This is a genomic window from Bacillus mycoides (genome assembly GCF_000832605.1).
GTDB lineage: Bacteria > Bacillota > Bacilli > Bacillales > Bacillaceae_G > Bacillus_A > Bacillus_A mycoides.
Map to the genome: position 1 here is coordinate 43,865 of NZ_CP009692.1, position 22,157 is coordinate 66,021.

Genomic DNA, 22,157 nt, shown 5'->3' on the forward strand with positions numbered 1-22,157 from the left:
TTCCCTGCTTTCTTTCATGCTGAACATGTTTTTCTATATATACCAAAAAAATGCACCTCGAATAATTCGAGATGCACTTCTCTTTACTTAAATACAGGTTCTTTAAAGCTCGCCAATTTTTCAAGTGATGTTTTATCAACATCAGCATGTAGACTTTTACCATGAGAATCCATCGTTACAACTGCTTTAAAACCATCGATACGTAAATGCCACATTGCCTCTGGGATACCGAATTGTAAGAAATCAACATCTTTCACTTCTTTAATACATTCAGCATAATATTGCGCTGCACCACCAATTGCATTTAAGTACACACCACCGTGTTCTTCTAAAGCTGCTAATGTTTTAGCACCCATACCACCTTTACCAATTACAGCACGAATACCGAACTTTTTCATAATATCGCCTTGATATGGCTCTTCACGAATACTTGTCGTTGGACCTGCCGCTTTAATTTGCCAATTATCATTTTCATCTTTCACTACAACTGGACCACAATGATAAATAATTTGTCCCTTTAAATCTACTGGACAATCGTTATCCATTAAATGTTTATGAATCGCATCACGTCCTGTATACATCATGCCGTTAATTGTAACAACATCACCAACACGAAGTTCACGAATTTGCTCTTCTGTAATTGGAGCTTGTAATACGATTTCACGCTGCTCTGTTTGTTCTTGCGCAGCATCTTGCTGAAGTGTATCTTCACCTTCCTGGTACAACCAATCCATAATTTCACCTGTTTCAGGATGAATTGTTACACCAAGACGACGATATGCCCAACAATTATACGCAACAGATACGTAGAAGCTCGCTGGCAAACGATTATATACTCCAACTTTGCAACCTAATAAAGTTGTTTCTCCGCCAAATCCCATCGTACCAATGCCAAGCTTATTCGCATTCTCTAATACGTACTCTTCAAGTTTGTGTAATTCTGGAACTGGATTTACATCATCTAATGTACGGAATAATTGATTTTTTGCTAATTCGTAACCTGATGTGCGGTCTCCCCCGATACCGACGCCGATTACTCCTGCGCTACACCCTTGACCTTGCGCTTGATATACTGCATGAAGAAGGCATTTACGAATTCCTTCTAAATCACGCCCAGCTCGTCCAAGTCCTTCTATTTCACAAGGCAGGCTATATTGAATATTTTTATTCTCACAACCGCCGCCCTTTAAAATTAAACGTGCATCAATGTAATCTTTTTCCCATTGTTCAAACTTAATAACAGGTGTACCTGGTCCTAAATTGTTTCCGCTATTGTCTCCAAAAAGAGAATCAACAGAGTTTGGACGAAGTTTACCATCTTTTGTCGCCCGCTCAAGCGCACTATAGATAGCTTCCTTCACTTTTAATTGATTCACACCAACTGGTGTATAAATTTTAAACGTTGGCATCCCTGTATCTTGACAAATTGGCGAGATATTATCATCTGCCATTTTAATGTTATTCGTAATTGTGCCAAGTGCCATCGCTGAACGAGTTCCTGCATTTTCTCGCTCTTTCGCTTGTTGAATCGCACGACGAACATCTTTCGGTAAGTTCGTTGACGTTTCAACAATTAGTTGATACATGCTTTCTTGAAGCTTTTCCATTGTTACTTCCCCCTCAATTGTGAACGCTACCAAAACGTTATGAAATGAAAATTCCATTGTTATACTCTTCAGCTGTTTATTTATTTCACGCCATTAAAGGTTAAATGAAATTTTTCACAACTTGATTATACCTTTTTTTCTATATTCCTTCTATTATCCGTACAGAAAAAGGCTGCCAATTTTGTAGTGGCAGCCTTTTTAATATATTATTCGTCTTTTTTAAATTGCTCACATTTCAGTTCTAATTCATCTAACATTGCAAGAAGACGATCTACATCTTCTAATTCTACCTCTTCTGGTTCAATCGTATCAATTACTTCAATGAACATATTTAAACGTTCTTTCAAATATACTAGTTGTGAATCTTTACCTTGAATTGCTTTTCCCATGAAGGCACTCTCCTTTTAATTCGAGTTGCTTTTATTATACCGCAAAAATGATTGCTATGGGCATGTAATTTCATCAATTTCGTCACAGTAATTCATTATAATGTAAGCCCTCTCTCTTTTTTCACAAAAAAGTTTCACTTTATAAAAAGCACATATTCTTCTATTATAGAGAATGGACAAATTGTTATTTCAATAGTCAAAGGAGTATTTCATATGACGATATCACAAATAATGAAGCCGATTACTCCTTCTTACGATCCATGGGAAGCGTATATGGACCTTGAAGAGTACGGCAAACTACTATTAACAAACGTTGAGTTTACAACGACGACGTTATGCAATATGCGTTGCGAGCATTGCGCTGTTGGTTACACATTACAGCCGAAAGATCCAAACCCGCTTCCGATGGAGCTTTTATTAAAACGATTAGATGAGATTCCTCATTTACGTTCTTTAAGTATTACAGGCGGAGAACCTATGCTTTCAAAAAAATCCGTCGACAACTATGTAACACCACTCTTAAAATACGCCCATGAACGAGGCGTTCGCACTCAAATCAACTCAAACTTAACTATAGATTTAGCACGTTACGAACAAATTATTCCCTACTTAGATGTATTGCACATTTCACATAACTGGGGAACAATCGATGACTTCGTTGAAGGCGGATTTGCAATGATGGAGCGTAAGCCTACTTATGAACAGCGCGCTAAATTATTTGAAAGAATGATTACAAATAGTAAAGCTCTATCAGAGGCAGGTGTACTCGTATCAGCCGAAACTATGTTAAACAAACGAACTCTACCACATATTGAACATATTCACCGTCAAATCGTTGAAGAAATGGGCTGTAAACGTCATGAAGTTCACCCGATGTATCCGAGTGACTTCGCTAGCACACTTGAAATTTTAACAAAAGAAGAAATTCGAAATGCAGTTGAACATTTATTAGAGATCCGTGATGAAAATGTGTGGATGTTATTCGGAACATTACCTTTCTATGCATGTAGTGATAATGAACACGATTTAGCTACACTAAAGAAATTACATGAAAGTAAAAATGTAACTGTCCGCAATGATCCAGATGGTCGTTCTCGTTTGAACGTAAATATTTTCGATGGAAATATTATCGTGACCGACTTCGGTGATGTCCCGCTTCTAGGTAATGTACAAACAAATACACTACAAGAAGCTTACGACAAATGGTGTGACTCAAAAACAGCAAAATCATTAAGTTGCCATTGTCCTGCCGTGAAATGCCTTGGACCAAACGTTCTTGTAAAAAATAGCTACTATCCAAAAGAAGATTTCTTATCAAAAACATCAAACATTATGTTATAAAGTGAAACTTTAATCAGTGGTTGTTTTGTTCATCCCCCACTGATTATTAGCCCACACCAATCGGGAGTTTACGGGCAGCAGGGCCTCCCACCTAACTTCTTTGCACCAGCCGAATTTTGAGGTGGGAGTTTTACTGCCCGCAAATAGCGGGATAAATAAAAAACGTCAGCTTATAGGCTGACGTTTTTTATTTCATTGTGCATGCGATGAAGAAACAAATTTAAAAAATAAATGATCATGAATTGGAATAGCGGCTCCGATTCCTTGAGATGTAATATTTTTCACGACAAGCTTTTTTTGATTCCCTTTTAACACAAGGTAGACTTCTCCAAATGTTACTTTTCCTTTTTCATTTACTGCTGGTGTATACGCATATAAATATCCAAGTTGACTTGGACTAATATTATAAACACGCTCATGTCCGGTACCATAACCAATGGTTGTTTTAAATGAAAGTGGCAATTGTACTTTTTCAAGCGCTTTTAGAAGCATCATTTTTTTCACATCTGTAGTATCTTTCATATCTGCTGTTAAATCACCTTCGATTGTCTTTTGGGTTTCTTGCTTATAGCGAAGTGGGTATAAGCGATCCCCTCCGCGATTATCATATACATTTCGATTTACTTGCTTATATTCCCAATTAATCGATGTGTCTATTGACTCATAATTTAATGCCCATTGCCCTAAATAAATTTTCGCTCGGTACCCTACTGCAAGCGGTGCATTCGAAATTGTCGTTTCATTAAACATTCGAATTAAATCTGGGTTTTCAATTTTGATATTTGCTGTTTTCAATAGTTCTTGCGCAAACTTACTTGGCTGTAAACGCGGTAAATCTTGTGCGTCATTTGGAAATGTATTATCCTTTGAAATATTTAAAACAGATGAAGGCATTTTTACTTCTACCGTTGTCTTTGCAAAACTACTGTTAGGAAATAATAAAATAAACGAGACCATGGTTGAAAGACATATGCTGTATACTCGTTTCACCTGTCTGGCTCCTTCCTACGTAAAGGTATATAAATTACTGTATTTAGTGTTTTCCCTCTGAAGCATTGTTATCCCTATTTTTCATAATAAATAAAAACCAATTCCCATAATGACATACGCAGCTAATAAAGTGCCTCCTTCAAACCAGTTTGTATCCCCATCATTTGAAATGGCGATAGTTAAGAAAACAGCTGTAATCATAGAAACAAGTTCTGGTATTGTAAATACTAGAGGCATCTTTTGTGCAAAAAGCATCGAAAGAAGTACTAATACAGGAGCAACAAACATAGCGATTTGTAATGTAGAACCTACTGCAATTTCAACGGCGATATTCACTTTATTTTTATACGCCATAATAATTGCAGATGCATGTTCTGCTGCATTACCAACAATCGCAACGATGATAACCCCTATAAATAACTCTGACCAGCCAAATGACTTTGCAACCGTTTCAAAAGTATGTACGAGTGCCTCTGACACATAAGCAACTGCAAGTGTTGCTATCGCTAAAATGAGTAGCGCTTTAGCTTTGGACCACTCTGGCTCTTCCTCATGCGCTACTTCATCACTTTTATGTTGATATACACCACGGTGCGTAACTAACTTAAATAGCAATGCAGCAAGATACATAATGATCATGATAATAGAAACACCAATACTTAATTGATACGTCTTTCCAGCATCCATCTTCATTGAAAAAATCTCTGGAATAACAAAGGCTACGACAACAGCAAATATTAATAAAGCTGAATTATGTCTTGCATCATAAACATTGAAACTTTGTCTTTTATACTTAAGGCCACCTATAAAGAAGGATAACCCTCCTACCAGTAATAAGTTTCCAAGTACAGAACCAGTTAAGGAAGCTAAAACAACTTCTGTTAATCCTGCCTGGAGTGCAAAAATTGAAATGATAAGTTCCACGGCATTACCGAAAGTTGCATTTAATAAACCACCTATCCGAGGCCCAGAAACAATTGCTAAACTTTCTGTCGCCCTCCCCATAAAACCAGCTAATGCAATAATAGTAATGCAGTATACAGCAAACATAATAGTTTGTGGCCAATGAAGTGTTTTTCCGATTACAGAAAGTGGTACACCTATAAGCGCTACTATGAGAAATATTTTATTAAACATGCTTTTCATCCTTCCATCGTATGTATTTCTCCTCGATATTATTATTATTCATCTCCTAACTTGTCCGATTTCATCACAATTACGTTTAAAAAATCGGATTGAAGAAAACAGTATGAAAGATATTTAAATTATCTTGTCCAGACAGAAAAAATTATGAATTATGAAAAGAGGCTAAAAATATGCACTTAAAAGAAAAAATCGCAACTATTATTCAAGGTCAACGCACTGGTGTATTATCTACTGTACGTAACGATAAGCCACATAGCGCCTTTATGATGTTTTTCCACGAAGATTTTGTACTATATGTTGCAACAGATCGAAATTCAAAAAAGATAACAGATATTGAAAAAAACCCCAATGTACATGTACTACTTGGACGTGAAGGAAAGAAATTAGATGAGGATTACATTGAAGTTGAAGGTATAGCTTCCATCGAAGAAGATCAAACATTAAAAAACAAATTTTGGACTAATAGCTTAAAACGCTGGTTACTCGGTGCGGAAGACCCTAATTACGTACTAATAAAAATCAATCCCGATACAATTTATTACATCGATGGTGCTGGTACGACCGAGCCCGAGTTTTTACGACTATAAAATAAAAACAAGCCCCCTTAGGTGGGCTTGTTTTGTCGAAAGATTCTTCTGAAAAAAACAATAAAATAGGTGGAACTTTCTAAAGATTCTGTTATATAATAGCAGTAACTTAAATAAACTGTATTAAAACAGATTGAGGGGAGAAATTAAAATTGATGAAAAGAGAAGAACGAAAAAACATGATTGAGTTTATTGAAAAGAAAAAAGGGATTGAACGTGACGAATTATTATTTATGACGGATGATGAAGTAGAGCATATTTATAATGTAACGTACTTTTTATATGAAGAAATAGCAGAGTAGTATAATAAACCCCCACCTTATTAAAAATATAGGGCGGGGGTTTATTTCGTTTTTATACATGAGAATGATTTTCATGTATAATAATGTAAGATTGGAGGAGTTTCACTATGAGTTCATGGCTATTATTCGCACTATTATCAGCAATTGCTGCTGCCCTCGTATCTATTTTCGGAAAGATTGGCTTAGATGGAATCGATGCCAACGTCGCAACAACGGTTCGCTCTATTATTATGGCATTATTTATGGTAGGAGTTATTATTATACAAGGTAAATTTCAAAATATCGGTGATGTCCTCCTAAATAAAAAAGCACTGCTATTTATCACATTAAGTGGAATCGCTGGTGCTTCGTCATGGCTATTTTATTTTCTTGCGTTAAAAACAGGAAAAGTTTCACAAGTAGCACCTATCGATAAATTAAGTGTAGTATTTTCCATTATTCTCGCGATGATTATATTAGGTGAAAAGTTAAACTTTATGACCGGTATTGGTGTAGTCTTTATTACAGCTGGTGTATTATTTATTGCTTTCAGCTAAAAAAACCGCTATTATTAGCGGTTTTTTCTTTTCCTTATGTAAATCCACACAATCAATATTACAATTGCCGAAACTAATAAAATCCATATTCCATAATGATGTAAACTATATTCAACAAAGCGCCACTTTTCTCCCAGTTTCCAACCTAAGCCAATAAAAACACTTATCCAAATTAGTGCACCACCGTAAGCATACAAACAAAATCGCCACAATGTTAAATTTGAAACTCCAGCAAAATATGCTGTTAAATGACGTACTCCCGGTATAAAGTAGCCAATCATTAAAAGAAATGGACCGTATTTTTCAAATAAAATATGTGTTTTTTCAATATGATGTTCCTTAATTCTAACTTTCGGACCATATTTTTTTAAAACAGGGAGCCCAAGTTTTAAACCTAATATGTAACTTAATGTAATGCCAAGCATTGCACCTGCCATTCCACTTAAAAAAGCAGCTGTTCCTGACATAACTCCTTTTGAAATGTTATATCCAATAAAAGTCAATAAAAACTCATCCGGTATAGGTAATCCAACAATCCCGCCAGCTAAAGCTATAATAATTCCAAAATATCCATAATGTGCGATTAACTCGCCAATATGTTGTTCCATTCGGAAGACACATCCTATACACGATCGTTATCCCATATTGTGCCCATTCTATCTTTAAGACAAACATGGTATACATATTCACTATACATTGTTTTTATAATGAACTCTACTTCTATTCCATTCCTTAAATAGAGATTTAATCGGTGGTTTTTTATCCATCCCCACTGATTATTAGCCTGAACCAATCGGGATTTTACGGGCAGCAGGTCTCCCACTTAACTTCCTTGCATTCGCTCAATTTTGGAGTAGGAGTCTTACTGCCTATAAATAGCGAGATAAAAAAATAAAAATTCATAGGCTTATTTTTTTGTTACAATAAAGGGAAGTTACTTTTTGCAACGGTTTAACTCTCAAGAAAAATGATATATCTAGCAAAAACATAGTTTGGTCTATATAATGCAACTTCTACCTATTAGAGTAACATGCACCCTTTTACATACAACATCATTTTTCTAAATTATACAGGGGGAACGAACATGACCATTGAAAAACAATTTATCCAAAAGATTTACTATAAAACATTTTTAACAGAAGACTCTTCCATTCCGGTAGCGGAAGTACTCGGTGAAGCATATATAAATGAATCAAAAAATGAATTCTCCAATATATCTAATATTCGCTTTGCACAAGGTGAAGTTTATTTTCAAACTAACGACTTTGAAGCCGCTATATTCAAATGGGAGAAAGTAAATAATGAACTTGCTCTCTGGGCTATGAAGAATATTGCAGATGCTTATTTCGAATTAGATTTCTTGCCAAAAGCAGAAGAAATTTATACATCTATCCAAACAGAAGATACAACTCTTACAATGGAAGTTTCCCTACAACTTCTTTCCCTTTATATAGAGCAAAATCGTTTAGGACTAGCATTTAAGACGATTAGCGAGGCTGTTGCATTTCAACCAGACTATCCAAATATTACTGCAATCGCTCGATCGTTCTATGAAAAACAAGAAGATTGGAATAATGCTATTGAACTCGCTGTTCAAGAAGGAATTCGAACAAAATCATTACACTGGTTCGATACTTTAATCAATTATGTGAACAGAGGCTTTACTAAAAAAATTAAACCTGAGTATTTCTATGAATCTTTAAAAGCCTTATATACAATTGATCAAGTTCAATTTAAAGAGCTTGTTATCTCACTTTGGAACAGCTATGAAAATGAATCATTCCATCTCCCTTGGATTCAAACAATAAATCACCTATTCTTACATGTTGAAGTAGATGCTCATGACGATTGGAATGAAATTTCTACTCGCTATCAAGAGACGTACTTCGAATTGATTACTGGACAACATTTCATGCACGAATTACAAGGACTTGTACCAGATTTATTAACAAATTGGTTTAGTTTAATGAGAGCGGAAGATTCTTTACTTGTCTCCGCAGCAGTATTAGCATGGAATGAAGTTTCACCGACAACTCTAGAATCATTACTCGTAAAAAGCGCAGGTGCCTTACTTTCAAATGCATCAGCTCATGCAAATGTTGATATGGCAGACGTATCAGCATTATTTGAAACGATTGCTGTATGGGCTGAGAAGAATGATGTAGATTTAGGTCATCAATTCACACTACTTGTTCGTGAGTTATACGATTTAACTGTTACACAACTTCTAGTAGCAGGAGCTAGCGATTATGATAAATCAGCCTTTATTAACTCTATACTAGGAGAAAATATATTAAATGAGGCTATAACAACTTCAATTACATTTAAAGATGATAGTCAAACTGAAATAACTGAGCTTACAGAACTAGATATACGAAATATACCAAACTTTGACGAACTTCATAACATACTAGCGGTACCTTCTCAGTCAAAACTAGAAAGAAAATGTATTGAAGTTAAATTACCAAGTAGATTTTTACGAAAAAATAAGTTTTCATTCCTTGTCACACCTACTGTGCATGGACAACTTGACAAAAACAGCTCTCACTTTGAATACTTACAGGCAGCAGATAGTCTCATCTATGTCCTAAATTCAGCTTCACCATTACATGATGAAGAGCTCGATACATTATTATATATTCGTGAGCAAGTACCAAATTTACAAATTAAATTCGTCTTACAAACAATTGATACGAATACTAGTGAAAATATCACGAACAGCATTAAAAAGAAAATACTCGTACATTTCCCAGAAGCACACTTTTTCCCTTACTCTCCTTCACAAGAGAGTAGTGAACAGCTAGGTAACGTAACAGACTCTATTCTTTCTAACCTTACTAAGCGTAACGTGGAAAAAGAACGCATTGAAAAATTATTATGGTTTATCCAAAAAACAATTGCATACCTTGTAAATGAGCGTGTGGAATTAGAAAATACGTTAGTGAAATCCGTTCGCTGGAATAAACATATTTTAGTAAAACTTGATGGTTTTATTAATAATCTTACTGCCATTCAAAAAGATAAAATTCGTTCTATTACAGAATCTTATCTCTTAACGAAAGAAGAGATTACGCAGGATATACATTCTCAAATTCCTGAATTGTTGCAGAGTTGCTCTGACCTCGTTCAAGAAGATAGTGATTTCAAACTGGTCCATGAAGAACTAAATGTAGCAATGAATGAAAGAATTCAAAAACATGTACAGCAAGTGCTTCTTCCTAAATTTACTGGGTCTATTCAAGAATGGATTGAAACTGCTCATAATGAATTCATTCAAGCTCAAGCTTATTTAGATGAAATGAGCGATACCTTTAATAAGCTCTATGAGGAAGAGCGTATTAAACTTCCTTGTGATTTCAAATTACTAGATGACTGGGATAGAGATGTTGCAAGAATGACGAATAGAATTACAGTAGCTAACATCAATATTTTATTACGCTTTACACCGACACAATTTTTCTTAAAGAGTGCAGGGAAATTATTCGGTAATATGCAAAAAAATCAATCTATGCTATCAAATAAATATAAACAATATATTGAAACAGAAGATTATACAGAAGTTGCTCAGATGATTTCAAAACAATTCTTCCTTCAATTTGAAGTATTTGAAGGTGCGCTAGAACGGGATATCATGATGTTCTTTAAAGACCCTCTTAGCATATTGAAACAAACCGTAGAAGCGGCCCAACTTGAAATACAAGAAGATGAGCAAACATTAACAAAGCTAAGAACAAACCCAGAAACTTATCATGATCCTTTAACACTCTTTAAATTGCAATTGTTACAACGAAAATTCATGTTAAATATCGACCAAAATAATGAACATATTGCTTCACAAGAAACAATAAATAAAACACCAACTGTTTAAATAAGAAAAACCAAGCAACTAATTCGCTTGGTTTTTCTTATTTTTAATCTACAATTTTCACATGTTCAAATGGATAATATATCGCCATGAACTTTCCTAATACTTCTGTTCTATCAATGAGCCCTAAGCCGTTCCTACTATCCCTACTAACTAAACGATTATCTCCCATCACAAAAATTTTATTTTTAGGAATTGTAATCGGTCCAAAATCTTCAGTTAAATTGATAAGTAATTTTTCTGCCTGTTTTTTATTATTCTTTAAATACTCTTCATTTTTCACTTGATGATTAACATATAATTGATCATTCTTCATCTCAATTACATCTCCTGGTAATCCAATAACTCTCTTCACATAGAAATTATCTGTCTTCACGACAATAATATCCTCTCTCTCATAACTTTCAAATCTCTTTGCAAGTTTATTAATAATTACTTTATCTCCATCTTGTAACGTCGGCCTCATCGATGCTCCTTTTACAGTCGTAGGGAAAAACAAAAAGATTTTTGCCAAAAACACTAATAAACATGCAATTGCAATTATTTCAAAGAATTCACGCAAACATTTTTTCTTTTGCATCATTCCACCATCTCATCATCTTTTTATTTTTATTATAAGTACTCCGACTGGTTAATTTCCACAAAATTCTGAATTATAACATTAGAATATTACAAATATAAAAATAATAATCCCTATAAATTCACTATTTTTATATACTATGTTTTCCATCTATCAAACAGGACTTTTCCTATGAAATTTATGCTTAGAAAGTATAAGATACTGCACAAATTAAACAAACAAATATAATAGCATAGCAATAAAAAAGATACTCTCAAAATAGTCTATCAACTATTTTTGAGAGTATCTTTTTATAATCCTACATATACAATACACATCTGCGCTGCGACATATGTAAACCAAATCCAAAGCGGTTCATACTTCAGTTTGCGCCCTCCGATATCTGTCACGCCGATAATAAAATCAGAAATCACAAACAGTAAACCACCAAGTGCTGGTATCCACCATATTCCTATATTCTCGTAATATAAGGCGAATGCAAAACATGCCATTCCTCCAACCCACAAACCGTAAATTAGAGCGCCTATTGTAAAAAGTTTGTCTTGTTTTTCATTTCGAATAAAGAAAAACCACCCTATAATTAGAAAGAGTCCGTATACGAATAAACCGATCCAAAAACCATTCCATGAAATACCTGTTTGTAAAAATGCTTTCACATAGAAACAATGTGCAAGAGCGAAAGTAACCATTCCTCCAATTAATCGATGACCAATTGGAATTAATCCTGCCATAAATAAATCCCCTACAGTTGATAAAGTCATACCGAGTGCAACCCACGTACTGTACTCAGCCGATGGATCTTGTAACCATATCCAAATTGCACTTCCTGTTAAAGAAAAACTAAGAATAAGACGAACTGCTAAAGGTAACGGCATATTATTTCTCGTTCTCTTCGTCTGTCCTATTGCATAAATTGCTCCCATTAAAAAAAGAATAATTTGCCCGACTAACACAATGTAAAGTACATTCATAATATGTTCTCCTCAATAAATGCTTTATTCTATACTTTTTTCGTTACATATATCACGTTCTCCTTTTTCTATGTAAAAAAAGAAGAACAATACTGTTCTTCCATTTTAATCGTTTTTCTGTTCTCTATGCTACTTGTTTTTCTTGCTCAACTTTCTTTTTAACCGGGTTACGATTTACTACAATAATTCCCGCTGCGACACATGCTAAACCAAATAGTACAAAGGAATGGATTGCTTCCCCTAAAATTAGACTTGATAGTAGCACACCAAACACTGGTATAAAGAACATATACATCGAGACTTTCCCTACTTTGTTATACTTCATAATTGTATTCCATATACAGAATCCGGCTGCTGATAAGAACGATAAATATAAGAGCATAAGTATTGCATGTAGATTAAATGTGAATGGCATCATTCCAACTTGAAATGCACCTATACATAGCAACCCAATTGATCCGAAAATCATCTGATATGCTGTCATATACCCAATATCTAATGTTTTACTACCTTCTTTCGCTAATATGTTTCCATACGAATACATCATGGCTGCCCCAAGAAGTAATAAGCTACCTATTCCAAAATGAAATGATAAACTTCCATCACTCGGTACATTCACTAAAATCACACCGCAAAAACCGATAGCTACTCCAATTACTTTTCGCCTATTTAGAGCATCATTTTTATATAAAAAGTGTGCGAGTAAAATTTGAAAGAATGATGATGTTCCTGAAATAATCGCTCCTTCAATTCCTGAGCTGTAACTCATTCCAATATAAAAACATATATATTGAAGAAAAGTTTGAAACAAGCCAATTTGAACTAACTGCTTTCCTGTTCCTTTTTTGAACTTCATATCTTTTCCTAACGCTTTAAAAAATAATAAGAGCATTACACCAGATAAGAAAAAGCGATAGCCAGCAAATAATATTTGTTCCCCGACTTCTTGTGGCTGAATTCCAAGTTCAGCATAGCTTAATTTAATAAAGGGAAATGCGCTTCCCCATAAAAATGTTGCTACTATTGCAGCAATAAACACGCCAATCGGATGGGTAAAAAATTTCTCTGTCTTCAACTTGATGTCTTCCTTTCCGACCTTTTTATGAACAATATTCATATATACCAAAGGAAATGCGAAAACACAAGTTTTCAGTTTATCCCGCTATTCGCCGGGCAGTAAAAGCCCGATTGGCGAGGGCTAATAATCAGCGTGGGATGAACAAAACCCCCACTAATTAAAGTTTCACTTTATACTAAAACAAAAACATATCATCTAAGAAAAACATATGCTATACTATAGAATAATTACAACATAATAACTATTAAAATCAGATTCAACAGAAATGCTGCTATCCATTATGGATGGCAGCTTTCGTCGTTTTATAGGGGTTTCGATTTTGATTCTTTTTCTCAATAAGAATTCGGAAGGAGCGAGTATTAATGAACGCAGAAGTAAAAACATTACAAGCACAAAAAGATATTTCTCATCCCTCTTTATGGGATACATTAAAGGAACATTATGAACTTATATTTGCAATCACATCTGGTATTTTTATTTTAGCTGGTTGGTTATTCACAAAAAATGATGCAATAAGTGCAGGTATTACTTTCTATATCCTTGCTTATGTAATTGGAGGATTTGCAAAAGCGAAAGAAGGTATTGAAGACACAATTGAAGAGAAAGAGCTAAATGTTGAAATGCTCATGATTTTTGCAGCTATCGGTGCCGCAGTTATCGGTTACTGGGCAGAAGGTGCTATTTTAATCTTCATCTTTGCATTAAGCGGTGCAATGGAATCTTATACATTAAGTAAAAGCCAAAAAGAAATTTCAGCGCTTCTTAATCTACAACCGGAAGAAGCATTACGTATTTCAACTGGAACCGAGGAACGTATTCCAGTTGGACAATTACAAATTAACGATATTATTTTAATTAAGCCAGGTGAGCGTGTTCCTGCTGATGGCACAATTCATAATGGTGAAACAAATATTGATGAAGCAGCTATTACAGGAGAACCTATTCCGAATGAGAAAAAATTCGGCGATGAAGTATTTGCCGGCACTGTAAATTTACGTGGTGCTATCGAAGTTAAAATTACGAAGCCGAGCGATCAAACATTATTCCAAAAGATTATTCGTCTCGTTCAAAGTGCACAAAGCGAAAAATCACCATCACAACTATTCATCGAAAAATTTGAAGGAACATACGTAAAAGGTGTGCTGCTCGTTGTTGCGCTTATGATGTTCGTTCCTCATTTCTTACTTGATTGGAGTTGGAATGAAACGTTTTATCGCGCTATGATCTTACTTGTAGTCGCTTCTCCTTGTGCTCTAGTTGCAGCTATTACACCAGCAACTTTATCAGCAATTTCAAACGGAGCGAGAAACGGTATTCTCTTTAAAGGTGGTATTCATTTAGAACGTCTAGCTTCAGTAAAGGCGATTGCCTTTGATAAAACGGGAACATTAACACAAGGAAAACCTACTGTAACAGATGTATATGTTCGAGAAGGCATAGCAGAAAGTGAAGTACTTTCTATTACAGCAGCGATTGAAAGTCACTCTACACACCCTTTAGCAGAAGCGATTGTTAAATATGCAAAACATGCTTACGACATTACGATAAAAAAACCAGAAAACGTTGAAGATGTAACTGGTTTTGGATTAAAAGGAATATTAGAAAACAAAGCTTATAAAATTGGTAAAGCTGATTTTATCGGAGAAGAAATAAAAACATTTCATAATGGCATTTCTGCTTCACTTGAAAAAGAGGGGAAAACTGTCGTTTATATTAGTGATGAGGATGGTATTCTTGGACTGATTGCTTTAAAAGATACCCTTCGCCAAGAAACGATAGCGGCTATTCGTGATTTGCAAAGCATTGGTGTCGAAGCAATCATGATTACTGGTGATAATGAAGAAACAGCAAAAGCAATTGCCAATGAAAGTAATATAAAAGAATATTACGCATCATGTTTACCGGAAACAAAAGTTGAAACGATAAAGCAGTTAAAAGAAAAGTACGGCATAGTCGCCATGGTTGGAGATGGTATAAACGATGCACCTGCCCTCGCTACTGCTAGTATTGGTGTTGCAATGGGTGAAGGAACAGACGTGGCATTAGAGACTGCAGACGTTGTTCTTATGAAAAACGAATTATCTCGTCTCTCTCAAGCAATCCGTTTATCAAAACGAATGAACCGTATTGTGAAGCAAAACGTTATCTTCTCTTTAGCTGTCATTGCAATGCTGATTTGTTCAAATTTTTTACAGTTTTTAGCGCTTCCCTTCGGTGTTATTGGACATGAAGGAAGTACCATTCTTGTAATTTTGAATGGCTTACGATTATTAAAAGGAAATAATTAAAACGGGTCCCTCATAAAGGACCCGCTTTTTTTAATGGTAGCTATTGTGACCGTTCGCACTGCTGCTCGTTTTATGCTTTGGATGCGAACTGCTCTTTTGTTTGTTATTTTTATTATTGTGGTTCTTTTTATTATTACTCATGAAATATCCCCCCTGTTCCCTTTTATTATGGAACAAGAGCTCATTTTTCATTACGGGAATTATTGTCACCCGTTCTATAATGATGGAGTAAACCATTAATTTCACCGCCAAGTAAAATTACCCATCCAGTTAAGTAAAACCATAACATTAAAATAATAATACCACCGAGACCACCATATGTATTAGCATAATTTGCAAATTTATCTACATAATAGGCAAATGAGTACGATACCACAATCCATCCTATAGTAGCAAATAACGCCCCTGAAACAACTTCTCTTCTCTTTAACTTACGATCAGGCGCAAATGTATATAAAAAGCTAAACAAAGCGATTAAAACGAAGAAACTTGCTACTAAACGTGTAATGCTCCAAACATAAGAAAAACTATCCGATAGACCAATTGCTTTAAACACGGCTGCCCCAATCACTTGTCCAAATACTGGGACGATTAATGCAAACACGATCATAAAAATTATTGCTAACGTGAACACGATAGATAAAGCTCTTGTTTTAATAAAGGAGCGTGTTTCTGTTACATCATAAGCGCGGTTAAAAGCATTCATAACCGCATTAACACCATTTGAGGCAAACCATAACATCGATAATAGACCAAATGATAATAAACCACCATTTTGCTGATTTACAACTTTATCTACATTTACCTCAATTAAGTTCATCGCATCATCTGGTACATAAACCTCTAATAAACTAAGCACATCCTCTGTTTGAATGGGAATAAAGCCAAGAAGCGTAATTAAGAAAACAAGCCCAGGGAAAATCGCAAGCAAGAAGAAATAAGCGAGCTGTGCTGCTAAGCCCGCTACATCATCGCGCATCGTCCGGTCATATAAATCTTTCCCAAACGAAAAAGTGCGATTTCTTTTTGCTTTTTCTAGAAATTTTCTCATATTTTTTAGACGCTTTTCTTCTCTTCTTTATTTTGCTTTAGCTCAATGTATGCTTCAGTTTTTTTTTCCTCTGCATTTGAGTCCTTCATAAATAATTCACGCGCTTCTTTCATACCACCATCTTCAGCTACCACTGGCTCTTCTTCTGCTTTAAGCTCATCTACCTTTGGAGATACAGCTTGAATTTCAATCGTTTCCGGCTTTTCTACTGGCACAATCTTTTTCTTACTAAACATTTCTTTCGTTTCTTTTAACGTTTCTACAACAGACGGCGTCAATTTTTTAATTTCTGCTACTTTCGCTTTCACTACATTGAAATCAGCAAGTTCGCGTCCTTTATCTGTAACAGTTTGCACTTTTTCTTTTATCTTCGCATTTTCACCAATCTCAATCATCTTTGTTTTTGCTTTTTCTGCCGTATTTTTTACTTTTTCACGGTTTTCTTTCTTTAACATAGATACAGCTACACCTGCAGCTACACCAATCGCAATGTTTCGAGCAATATTATTTTTCTTTGCCATATTCCTTCACCCTTTCATTTCTTATATTAGAAAGTATTACTTTCTAAGCTTCCTCATATTCCTTGTTCATTTCGAATGAAAGCTAATAGCTTTACACACCCTTCTGTTACAAGGTCATACACTTCTTGGAAGTTCCCTGTAAAGTAAGGGTCAGGAACGTCTGTCCAGCCACCGTCTGGAACAAAATCGGACAGCCTACCAATATAGCCTCCAGTTTTACCAAAACTTTTTAAATCCGCTATATTCTTGTTGTCCATGGCAATAATATAATCAAACTTTGTTAAGTCTTCTTTTTCTACTTGCCGTGCTTTAATTCCTTCAAAAGAGACTTCATTTTCTTTTAAAATTTTTTGTGTTCCTTTATGTGGTGGATGACCAATATGCCAATCTCCAGTTCCTGCAGAATCAATGACAATTTTCTCTTCGAGTCCCTCTTTTACGACAAAATCTCGAAAAATTGCTTCTGCCATTGGAGAACGACAAATGTTCCCAAGACAAACAAACAATACTCGGACCATATTTTTGTTTCTTCCCTTCTTGGTGCATTTCTTAATATATATCTATAGTATAAGCAACCAATTATTAATTATAAAGGAAATCCCTACTAATTTAATAGGATTGAAAAGTTTCATTAACGAAAATGATAAAAAAATGTTAAGATAACCTTATGTTATTTTAAAGGGGGACACTTCGGTGGATTTATCCGTGAAATCAGAAGCAAACGTTGAATATATGGTAGAAGCTATTAAAGAAAAATTACGCATGGTTAATGCTGGAGCAATGAGAGCTGCTAGTTTTAACGAAGAAATGTACGAGGACTTACGTGACATTTATGAGCATGTTATGAAACGTGAAACATTCAGTATTAGTGAAATGCAAGCTATTACTGAGGAACTAGGTACATTAATTAAAAAATAACAAAGAGCCTCACGTATGCGAGGCTCTTTTAATTTCAACAAATTCATGACAACTCTTCTCTTTTCCTCATCACATTCTAAAATACTGTACAATGAAAGTAGAATCTCACCTTAGATTTTTTCTCCATACATACTACTCTAAAAAAATTGCCACACTACCATTGCTAACTGTTTTTACTGGGGGTGCTTACTTATGAGCAATTGGTACAGTAAGACGAAAAATCAAACATTAATCGACCTAGAAACAAATGAACAACACGGTTTAACAGATGAAATCGTAAATGAACGTTTAAAGCAATATGGTTATAATGAATTAGCTACCAAACAAAAACGTACTTTATGGCAACGCGTTTTCGCCCAAATTAATGACGTCCTCGTATATGTCCTTATTATCGCTGCCCTTATTTCCGCCTTTGTAGGTGAATGGGCTGATGCAAGTATTATCGCGCTCGTTGTAGTTTTAAATGCCGTTATCGGTGTAATCCAAGAATCGAAAGCAGAACAGGCTTTAGAAGCATTGAAAAAGATGGCAACACCTAAAGCTATCGTAAAGCGAGATGGTGAACTAAAAGAAATTCCATCTGAGCACGTCGTTCCAGGTGATATCGTTATGCTTGATGCTGGGCGGTATATCCCCTGCGATTTACGCCTTATCGAAACTGCAAATTTAAAAGTTGAAGAATCTGCTCTAACTGGTGAATCCGTCCCTGTCGATAAAGATGCAGTCTACCACCCTTCCATGCAAAGTGATGAGCAAGTACCATTAGGCGATCAAAAAAACATGGCATTTATGTCGACGTTAGTAACGTATGGACGTGGCGCTGGTGTTGCTGTTGAAACTGGGATGAACTCACAAATTGGCAAGATTGCTACCCTTTTACATGAAGCAGACGATGATATGACACCACTTCAAAAAAGCTTAGCACAAGTAGGAAAATATTTAGGTTTTGTCGCTGTAGCTATTTGCGCTATTATGTTTCTCATCGGTTTTTTACAAGGACGAGATACTTTGGAAATGTTTATGACTGCAATTAGTTTAGCTGTTGCAGCCATTCCAGAAGGCTTACCAGCTATTGTTTCCATCGTTCTTGCAATTGGTGTTCAGCGTATGATTAAACAAAACGTTATCATTCGTAAACTACCAGCTGTTGAAGCTCTCGGTTCTGTCACAATTATTTGTTCAGATAAAACAGGTACATTAACTCAAAATAAAATGACCGTTACTCACTTTTATAGTGATCGCACATACGACCAGCTAGAAAATTTGAATATAAATAATGATGTACACCGTCTATTATTAGAAAATATGGTTTTATGCAACGATGCCTCTTACAGTACCGACTCACAAACAGGGGATCCTACAGAAATTGCCCTTCTTGTTGCCGGAAGCTCTTTTAACATTCAAAAAGATCATTTAGAAAATAAACATGAACGTGTTAACGAATTACCTTTCGAGTCTGATCGTAAAATGATGTCAACTGTACATACGTACGATGAAAGCTACTATAGCATGACGAAAGGTGCAATTGATAAACTTTTACCTCACTGTACCCATATCTTTATAAATAATAAAATTGAGATCTTAACAGATTCTGATAAAAATCAAATATTAGAAGCTGCCGGGTCAATGTCACAAGAAGCCTTAAGAGTACTTTCATTCGCATATAAAAGATACGATTCAAACGATGTGAATATAAATCACCTCGAAGAAAATCTTATCTTTATCGGTCTTGTCGGTATGATTGATCCACCACGCACAGAAGTAAAAGATTCAATTACAGAATGTCAAAAAGCTGGTATTCGCACAGTTATGATTACTGGTGATCATAAGGATACCGCCTTTGCAATTGCCAAAGAACTTGGTATTGCTGAAGAAAAATCTGAAATTATGATTGGAACTGAATTAGATACCATTTCAGATACAGAACTAGCAAGTAAAATTAATCACTTAAATGTATTCGCTAGGGTCTCTCCAGAACATAAAGTGAAGATTGTAAAAGCATTACGTGCTGAAGGAAATATCGTTTCCATGACTGGTGACGGTGTAAATGATGCTCCTTCTTTAAAGCAAGCAGATGTTGGAGTAGCAATGGGAATTACAGGAACAGATGTCGCAAAAGGCGCAGCAGATGTAGTTTTAACAGATGATAACTTCTCATCTATTGTGAAAGCTGTTGAAGAAGGAAGAAATATTTATCGTAATATTAAAAAGTCTATTCTCTTCCTACTTTCTTGTAATTTCGGCGAAATTATAGCTCTCTTTTTAGCTATTTTACTCGGCTGGGCAACACCACTACGCCCGATTCACATTTTGTGGGTAAATTTAATCACAGATACACTGCCTGCATTATCACTCGGTGTTGATCCTGAAGATCCAGATGTGATGAAGGAAAAACCACGGCATGCGAAAGAAAGCTTATTTAGCGGTAGCGTTCCTTTTCTTATTTTCAATGGGGTTGTAATTGGACTTCTTACTTTAACAGCCTTTATCGTTGGGGCAAAGCTCTATACAGGAGATACAAATTTATTTCCTCTCTTCCCAGACCAAATTGATGAAGACGCGCTATTACACGCTCAAACGATGGCATTTGTCGTTCTTAGTTTCTCTCAACTCGTTCATTCATTTAACTTACGTTCAAGAACGAAATCAATTTTTTCAATTGGGATATTTACAAATAAATATTTAGTCTTCTCACTTCTAATCGGTGTTCTTATGCAAGTGTGTATTATCTCCATCCCACCTCTTGCCAATATATTTGGTGTGCATGCATTAACAATGCGAGATTGGGGATTTGTTCTCTTGTTAAGTATCATTCCGCTTGTTGTGAATGAAATCATTAAATTAGTTAAGAGAAACTAAAAGGCAATGAGGACTGTTCCTCATTGCCTTTTCTTTATCCTTGTAATTCTTTTTTGATGTTCTCTGTTAATGTAGCCATGCGCTTGCGGCTTTCTTCACGCTCACGTTTATTTTGCTCTTCAATTTGTTGTGTTTCTTGCATACCTCTTGAAATAATGTTCCAAGTTTCCTCAAGTGTTTCCATCTTAATACTAGAAGAACCTGATAATCTCGCTACTTCCACACTTTGAGTTGCGATATTTTGTGCATTTTTCTTAAGTAATTCATTTGTACGGCGATCAAGTTCAGCCATAGAGTCCGCAACAAGCTTTTGACGTTTCGCATTTACCGCTTGAATGATACCATTTTTAAAGATAGGAATCGTTGTAATAAATGCTGTATTGATTTTACCGATTAATTTATTGTTACCGCGTTGAATCATACGAATTTGTGGTGCCGTTAATAGAGCAACCATACGTGCTTTTTCTAAATCATCAATACGTTGTTCTAAAATTTCAACAGAGTTTTTAAGCGATTCTAATTCAATACCCGCTAACTGATCATTATTACGTATGCGCTCTTCGTACATCGGAACTAACTCTGTATTTAAACGCTCTAATAACATTTCCCCTGCTACTACGTATTTTTCTAAGTCTAAATAATACTTTAAGTTTTGCTCATATAAACCATCTAACGTACCAATTGATTTTTTCATTTCATCTTGATACTTCGTAATTTCTACGTATACTTTATCCATTTCGCGACCCATCGTCTGATACTTACTAAAGATTTGTTCAATCATTTTATCTGCTTTTTTGAACATACGTGAGAAGAAACCACTTTTCTCTTCCGCAAAGTCTTTACTATCAAATCTGTCCATAATTTTACCAAGCTGTTTTAATAATTCACCAGAGTCTTCTACTTTCGATAAAGACATTGTATGTAAAATTTGATCAGCGAAACGTGAAATTTCCATAGAAGGTTCTTTTCCGAGTTCAATTAATTCTAATTGATCTTTAATGTCTACTGCGTTATAAATACGTTGCACTTCTGCATCTTGTCTAAGTTGCAAGCGAACATCTTGTGCGGTTTGCTCATTCAATTCTGTTTTCGAATCTAGTACGACTGGGTTATTCATATGGTATTCTC

20 protein-coding genes are annotated in these 22,157 nt (G+C 35.2%); 8 read left to right on the forward strand and 12 right to left on the reverse strand.

Annotation, left to right across the window (positions count from 1 at the left end; translation table 11 throughout):
- Positions 1 to 83: 83 nt before the first annotated feature.
- Complete coding sequence (fumA, locus tag BG05_RS02125) at positions 84 to 1,607, reverse strand: class I fumarate hydratase (RefSeq protein WP_085960607.1); 1,524 nt, start codon at positions 1,605 to 1,607, stop codon at positions 84 to 86.
- A 206-nt stretch (positions 1,608 to 1,813) separates the two neighbouring features.
- Positions 1,814 to 1,996, reverse strand: coding sequence for an SE1561 family protein (locus tag BG05_RS02130; protein WP_002010264.1), 183 nt, complete (start codon positions 1,994 to 1,996; stop codon positions 1,814 to 1,816).
- Between the two features lie 213 nt (positions 1,997 to 2,209).
- On the opposite strand from BG05_RS02130, the gene yfkAB reads away from it, so the two are divergent.
- The gene (gene yfkAB / locus BG05_RS02135) at positions 2,210 to 3,337 is read left to right on the forward strand and encodes a radical SAM/CxCxxxxC motif protein YfkAB (RefSeq protein ID WP_002125019.1); all 1,128 of its coding nucleotides are present in this window, start codon (positions 2,210 to 2,212) and stop codon (positions 3,335 to 3,337) included.
- A 192-nt stretch (positions 3,338 to 3,529) separates the two neighbouring features.
- Here yfkAB and BG05_RS02140 read toward each other — a convergent pair whose 3' ends face one another.
- Positions 3,530 to 4,327, reverse strand: a complete 798-nt coding sequence (locus tag BG05_RS02140; RefSeq protein WP_002125017.1) for a YfkD famly protein — start codon at positions 4,325 to 4,327, stop codon at positions 3,530 to 3,532.
- Between the two features lie 81 nt (positions 4,328 to 4,408).
- Entirely contained in the window at positions 4,409 to 5,464 is a 1,056-nt protein-coding gene (gene cax / locus BG05_RS02145) for a calcium/proton exchanger (RefSeq protein WP_002169228.1), read from the reverse strand.
- Between the two features lie 179 nt (positions 5,465 to 5,643).
- Between cax and BG05_RS02150 the strand changes: the two genes are divergently transcribed.
- From BG05_RS02150 to BG05_RS02160, 3 genes are all read left to right on the forward strand, one after another.
- Positions 5,644 to 6,060: a pyridoxamine 5'-phosphate oxidase family protein gene (locus BG05_RS02150; protein WP_002125015.1), complete on the forward strand. Its 417-nt coding sequence runs from the start codon at positions 5,644 to 5,646 to the stop codon at positions 6,058 to 6,060.
- A gap of 155 nt (positions 6,061 to 6,215) precedes the next feature.
- A complete protein-coding gene (locus tag BG05_RS02155) occupies positions 6,216 to 6,362 on the forward strand; it encodes a BH0509 family protein (protein WP_000817786.1) in 147 nt (48 codons plus the stop codon).
- A gap of 107 nt (positions 6,363 to 6,469) precedes the next feature.
- Positions 6,470 to 6,898 (forward strand): EamA family transporter, encoded by a 429-nt coding sequence (locus BG05_RS02160; protein WP_002029573.1) that lies wholly within the window; start codon positions 6,470 to 6,472, stop codon positions 6,896 to 6,898.
- A 14-nt stretch (positions 6,899 to 6,912) separates the two neighbouring features.
- Here BG05_RS02160 and BG05_RS02165 read toward each other — a convergent pair whose 3' ends face one another.
- Positions 6,913 to 7,506 (reverse strand): DedA family protein, encoded by a 594-nt coding sequence (locus BG05_RS02165; RefSeq protein ID WP_002029574.1) that lies wholly within the window; start codon positions 7,504 to 7,506, stop codon positions 6,913 to 6,915.
- 476 nt (positions 7,507 to 7,982) lie between these two features.
- Between BG05_RS02165 and BG05_RS02175 the strand changes: the two genes are divergently transcribed.
- Positions 7,983 to 10,766, forward strand: coding sequence for a tetratricopeptide repeat protein (locus BG05_RS02175; protein ID WP_002125014.1), 2,784 nt, complete (start codon positions 7,983 to 7,985; stop codon positions 10,764 to 10,766).
- A 43-nt stretch (positions 10,767 to 10,809) separates the two neighbouring features.
- Here the strand turns inward: BG05_RS02175 and lepB are convergent, their stop codons facing one another.
- The 3 genes from lepB to BG05_RS02190 form a co-directional block, all read right to left on the reverse strand.
- On the reverse strand, positions 10,810 to 11,346 hold the full coding sequence (gene lepB / locus BG05_RS02180; protein ID WP_002029576.1) for a signal peptidase I: 537 nt from the start codon (positions 11,344 to 11,346) through the stop codon (positions 10,810 to 10,812).
- Between the two features lie 287 nt (positions 11,347 to 11,633).
- Positions 11,634 to 12,314 carry a lysoplasmalogenase gene (locus BG05_RS02185; RefSeq protein WP_002029577.1) on the reverse strand — a complete coding sequence of 227 codons (681 nt, stop codon included), beginning with the start codon at positions 12,312 to 12,314 and terminating at the stop codon, positions 11,634 to 11,636.
- Positions 12,315 to 12,438: 124 nt separating this feature from the next.
- Positions 12,439 to 13,389: a DMT family transporter gene (locus tag BG05_RS02190; protein ID WP_033733727.1), complete on the reverse strand. Its 951-nt coding sequence runs from the start codon at positions 13,387 to 13,389 to the stop codon at positions 12,439 to 12,441.
- 629 nt (positions 13,390 to 14,018) lie between these two features.
- Between BG05_RS02190 and BG05_RS02195 the strand changes: the two genes are divergently transcribed.
- Entirely contained in the window at positions 14,019 to 15,680 is a 1,662-nt protein-coding gene (locus tag BG05_RS02195; protein ID WP_429721905.1) for a heavy metal translocating P-type ATPase, read from the forward strand.
- A 181-nt stretch (positions 15,681 to 15,861) separates the two neighbouring features.
- Here BG05_RS02195 and BG05_RS02200 read toward each other — a convergent pair whose 3' ends face one another.
- The 3 genes from BG05_RS02200 to BG05_RS02210 are packed head-to-tail and all read right to left on the reverse strand — an operon-like array spanning position 15,862 to position 17,770.
- Complete coding sequence (locus BG05_RS02200) at positions 15,862 to 16,731, reverse strand: YihY/virulence factor BrkB family protein (RefSeq protein WP_002125008.1); 870 nt, start codon at positions 16,729 to 16,731, stop codon at positions 15,862 to 15,864.
- Between the two features lie 5 nt (positions 16,732 to 16,736).
- Entirely contained in the window at positions 16,737 to 17,252 is a 516-nt protein-coding gene (locus BG05_RS02205) for a DUF4075 domain-containing protein (protein WP_002125007.1), read from the reverse strand.
- A gap of 53 nt (positions 17,253 to 17,305) precedes the next feature.
- Positions 17,306 to 17,770 (reverse strand): low molecular weight protein-tyrosine-phosphatase, encoded by a 465-nt coding sequence (locus BG05_RS02210; RefSeq protein ID WP_002125006.1) that lies wholly within the window; start codon positions 17,768 to 17,770, stop codon positions 17,306 to 17,308.
- Positions 17,771 to 17,945: 175 nt separating this feature from the next.
- On the opposite strand from BG05_RS02210, the gene BG05_RS02215 reads away from it, so the two are divergent.
- Positions 17,946 to 18,170, forward strand: a complete 225-nt coding sequence (locus BG05_RS02215) for a DUF1128 domain-containing protein (protein WP_002010236.1) — start codon at positions 17,946 to 17,948, stop codon at positions 18,168 to 18,170.
- Between the two features lie 192 nt (positions 18,171 to 18,362).
- Positions 18,363 to 21,029 carry a cation-translocating P-type ATPase gene (locus BG05_RS02220; protein ID WP_003187179.1) on the forward strand — a complete coding sequence of 889 codons (2,667 nt, stop codon included), beginning with the start codon at positions 18,363 to 18,365 and terminating at the stop codon, positions 21,027 to 21,029.
- Between the two features lie 34 nt (positions 21,030 to 21,063).
- Here BG05_RS02220 and BG05_RS02225 read toward each other — a convergent pair whose 3' ends face one another.
- Positions 21,064 to 22,146 (reverse strand): toxic anion resistance protein, encoded by a 1,083-nt coding sequence (locus BG05_RS02225; protein ID WP_002029585.1) that lies wholly within the window; start codon positions 22,144 to 22,146, stop codon positions 21,064 to 21,066.
- Between the last annotated feature and the right edge of the window lie 11 nt (positions 22,147 to 22,157).

Bases quoted from the DNA above. Each gene is read 5' to 3' on its own strand.
- fumA (WP_085960607.1), bottom strand. From the start codon at position 1,607: ATGGAAAAGCTTCAAGAAAGCATGTATCAACTAATTGTTGAAACGTCA.
- BG05_RS02130 (WP_002010264.1), bottom strand. From the start codon at position 1,996: ATGGGAAAAGCAATTCAAGGTAAAGATTCACAACTAGTATATTTGAAA.
- yfkAB (WP_002125019.1), top strand. From the start codon at position 2,210: ATGACGATATCACAAATAATGAAGCCGATTACTCCTTCTTACGATCCA.
- cax (WP_002169228.1), bottom strand. From the start codon at position 5,464: ATGTTTAATAAAATATTTCTCATAGTAGCGCTTATAGGTGTACCACTT.
- BG05_RS02150 (WP_002125015.1), top strand. From the start codon at position 5,644: ATGCACTTAAAAGAAAAAATCGCAACTATTATTCAAGGTCAACGCACT.
- BG05_RS02155 (WP_000817786.1), top strand. From the start codon at position 6,216: ATGAAAAGAGAAGAACGAAAAAACATGATTGAGTTTATTGAAAAGAAA.
- BG05_RS02160 (WP_002029573.1), top strand. From the start codon at position 6,470: ATGAGTTCATGGCTATTATTCGCACTATTATCAGCAATTGCTGCTGCC.
- BG05_RS02165 (WP_002029574.1), bottom strand. From the start codon at position 7,506: ATGGAACAACATATTGGCGAGTTAATCGCACATTATGGATATTTTGGA.
- BG05_RS02175 (WP_002125014.1), top strand. From the start codon at position 7,983: ATGACCATTGAAAAACAATTTATCCAAAAGATTTACTATAAAACATTT.
- lepB (WP_002029576.1), bottom strand. From the start codon at position 11,346: ATGATGCAAAAGAAAAAATGTTTGCGTGAATTCTTTGAAATAATTGCA.
- BG05_RS02185 (WP_002029577.1), bottom strand. From the start codon at position 12,314: ATGAATGTACTTTACATTGTGTTAGTCGGGCAAATTATTCTTTTTTTA.
- BG05_RS02195 (WP_429721905.1), top strand. From the start codon at position 14,019: ATGATTTTTGCAGCTATCGGTGCCGCAGTTATCGGTTACTGGGCAGAA.
- BG05_RS02200 (WP_002125008.1), bottom strand. From the start codon at position 16,731: ATGAGAAAATTTCTAGAAAAAGCAAAAAGAAATCGCACTTTTTCGTTT.
- BG05_RS02205 (WP_002125007.1), bottom strand. From the start codon at position 17,252: ATGGCAAAGAAAAATAATATTGCTCGAAACATTGCGATTGGTGTAGCT.
- BG05_RS02210 (WP_002125006.1), bottom strand. From the start codon at position 17,770: ATGGTCCGAGTATTGTTTGTTTGTCTTGGGAACATTTGTCGTTCTCCA.
- BG05_RS02220 (WP_003187179.1), top strand. From the start codon at position 18,363: ATGAGCAATTGGTACAGTAAGACGAAAAATCAAACATTAATCGACCTA.
- BG05_RS02225 (WP_002029585.1), bottom strand. From the start codon at position 22,146: ATGAATAACCCAGTCGTACTAGATTCGAAAACAGAATTGAATGAGCAA.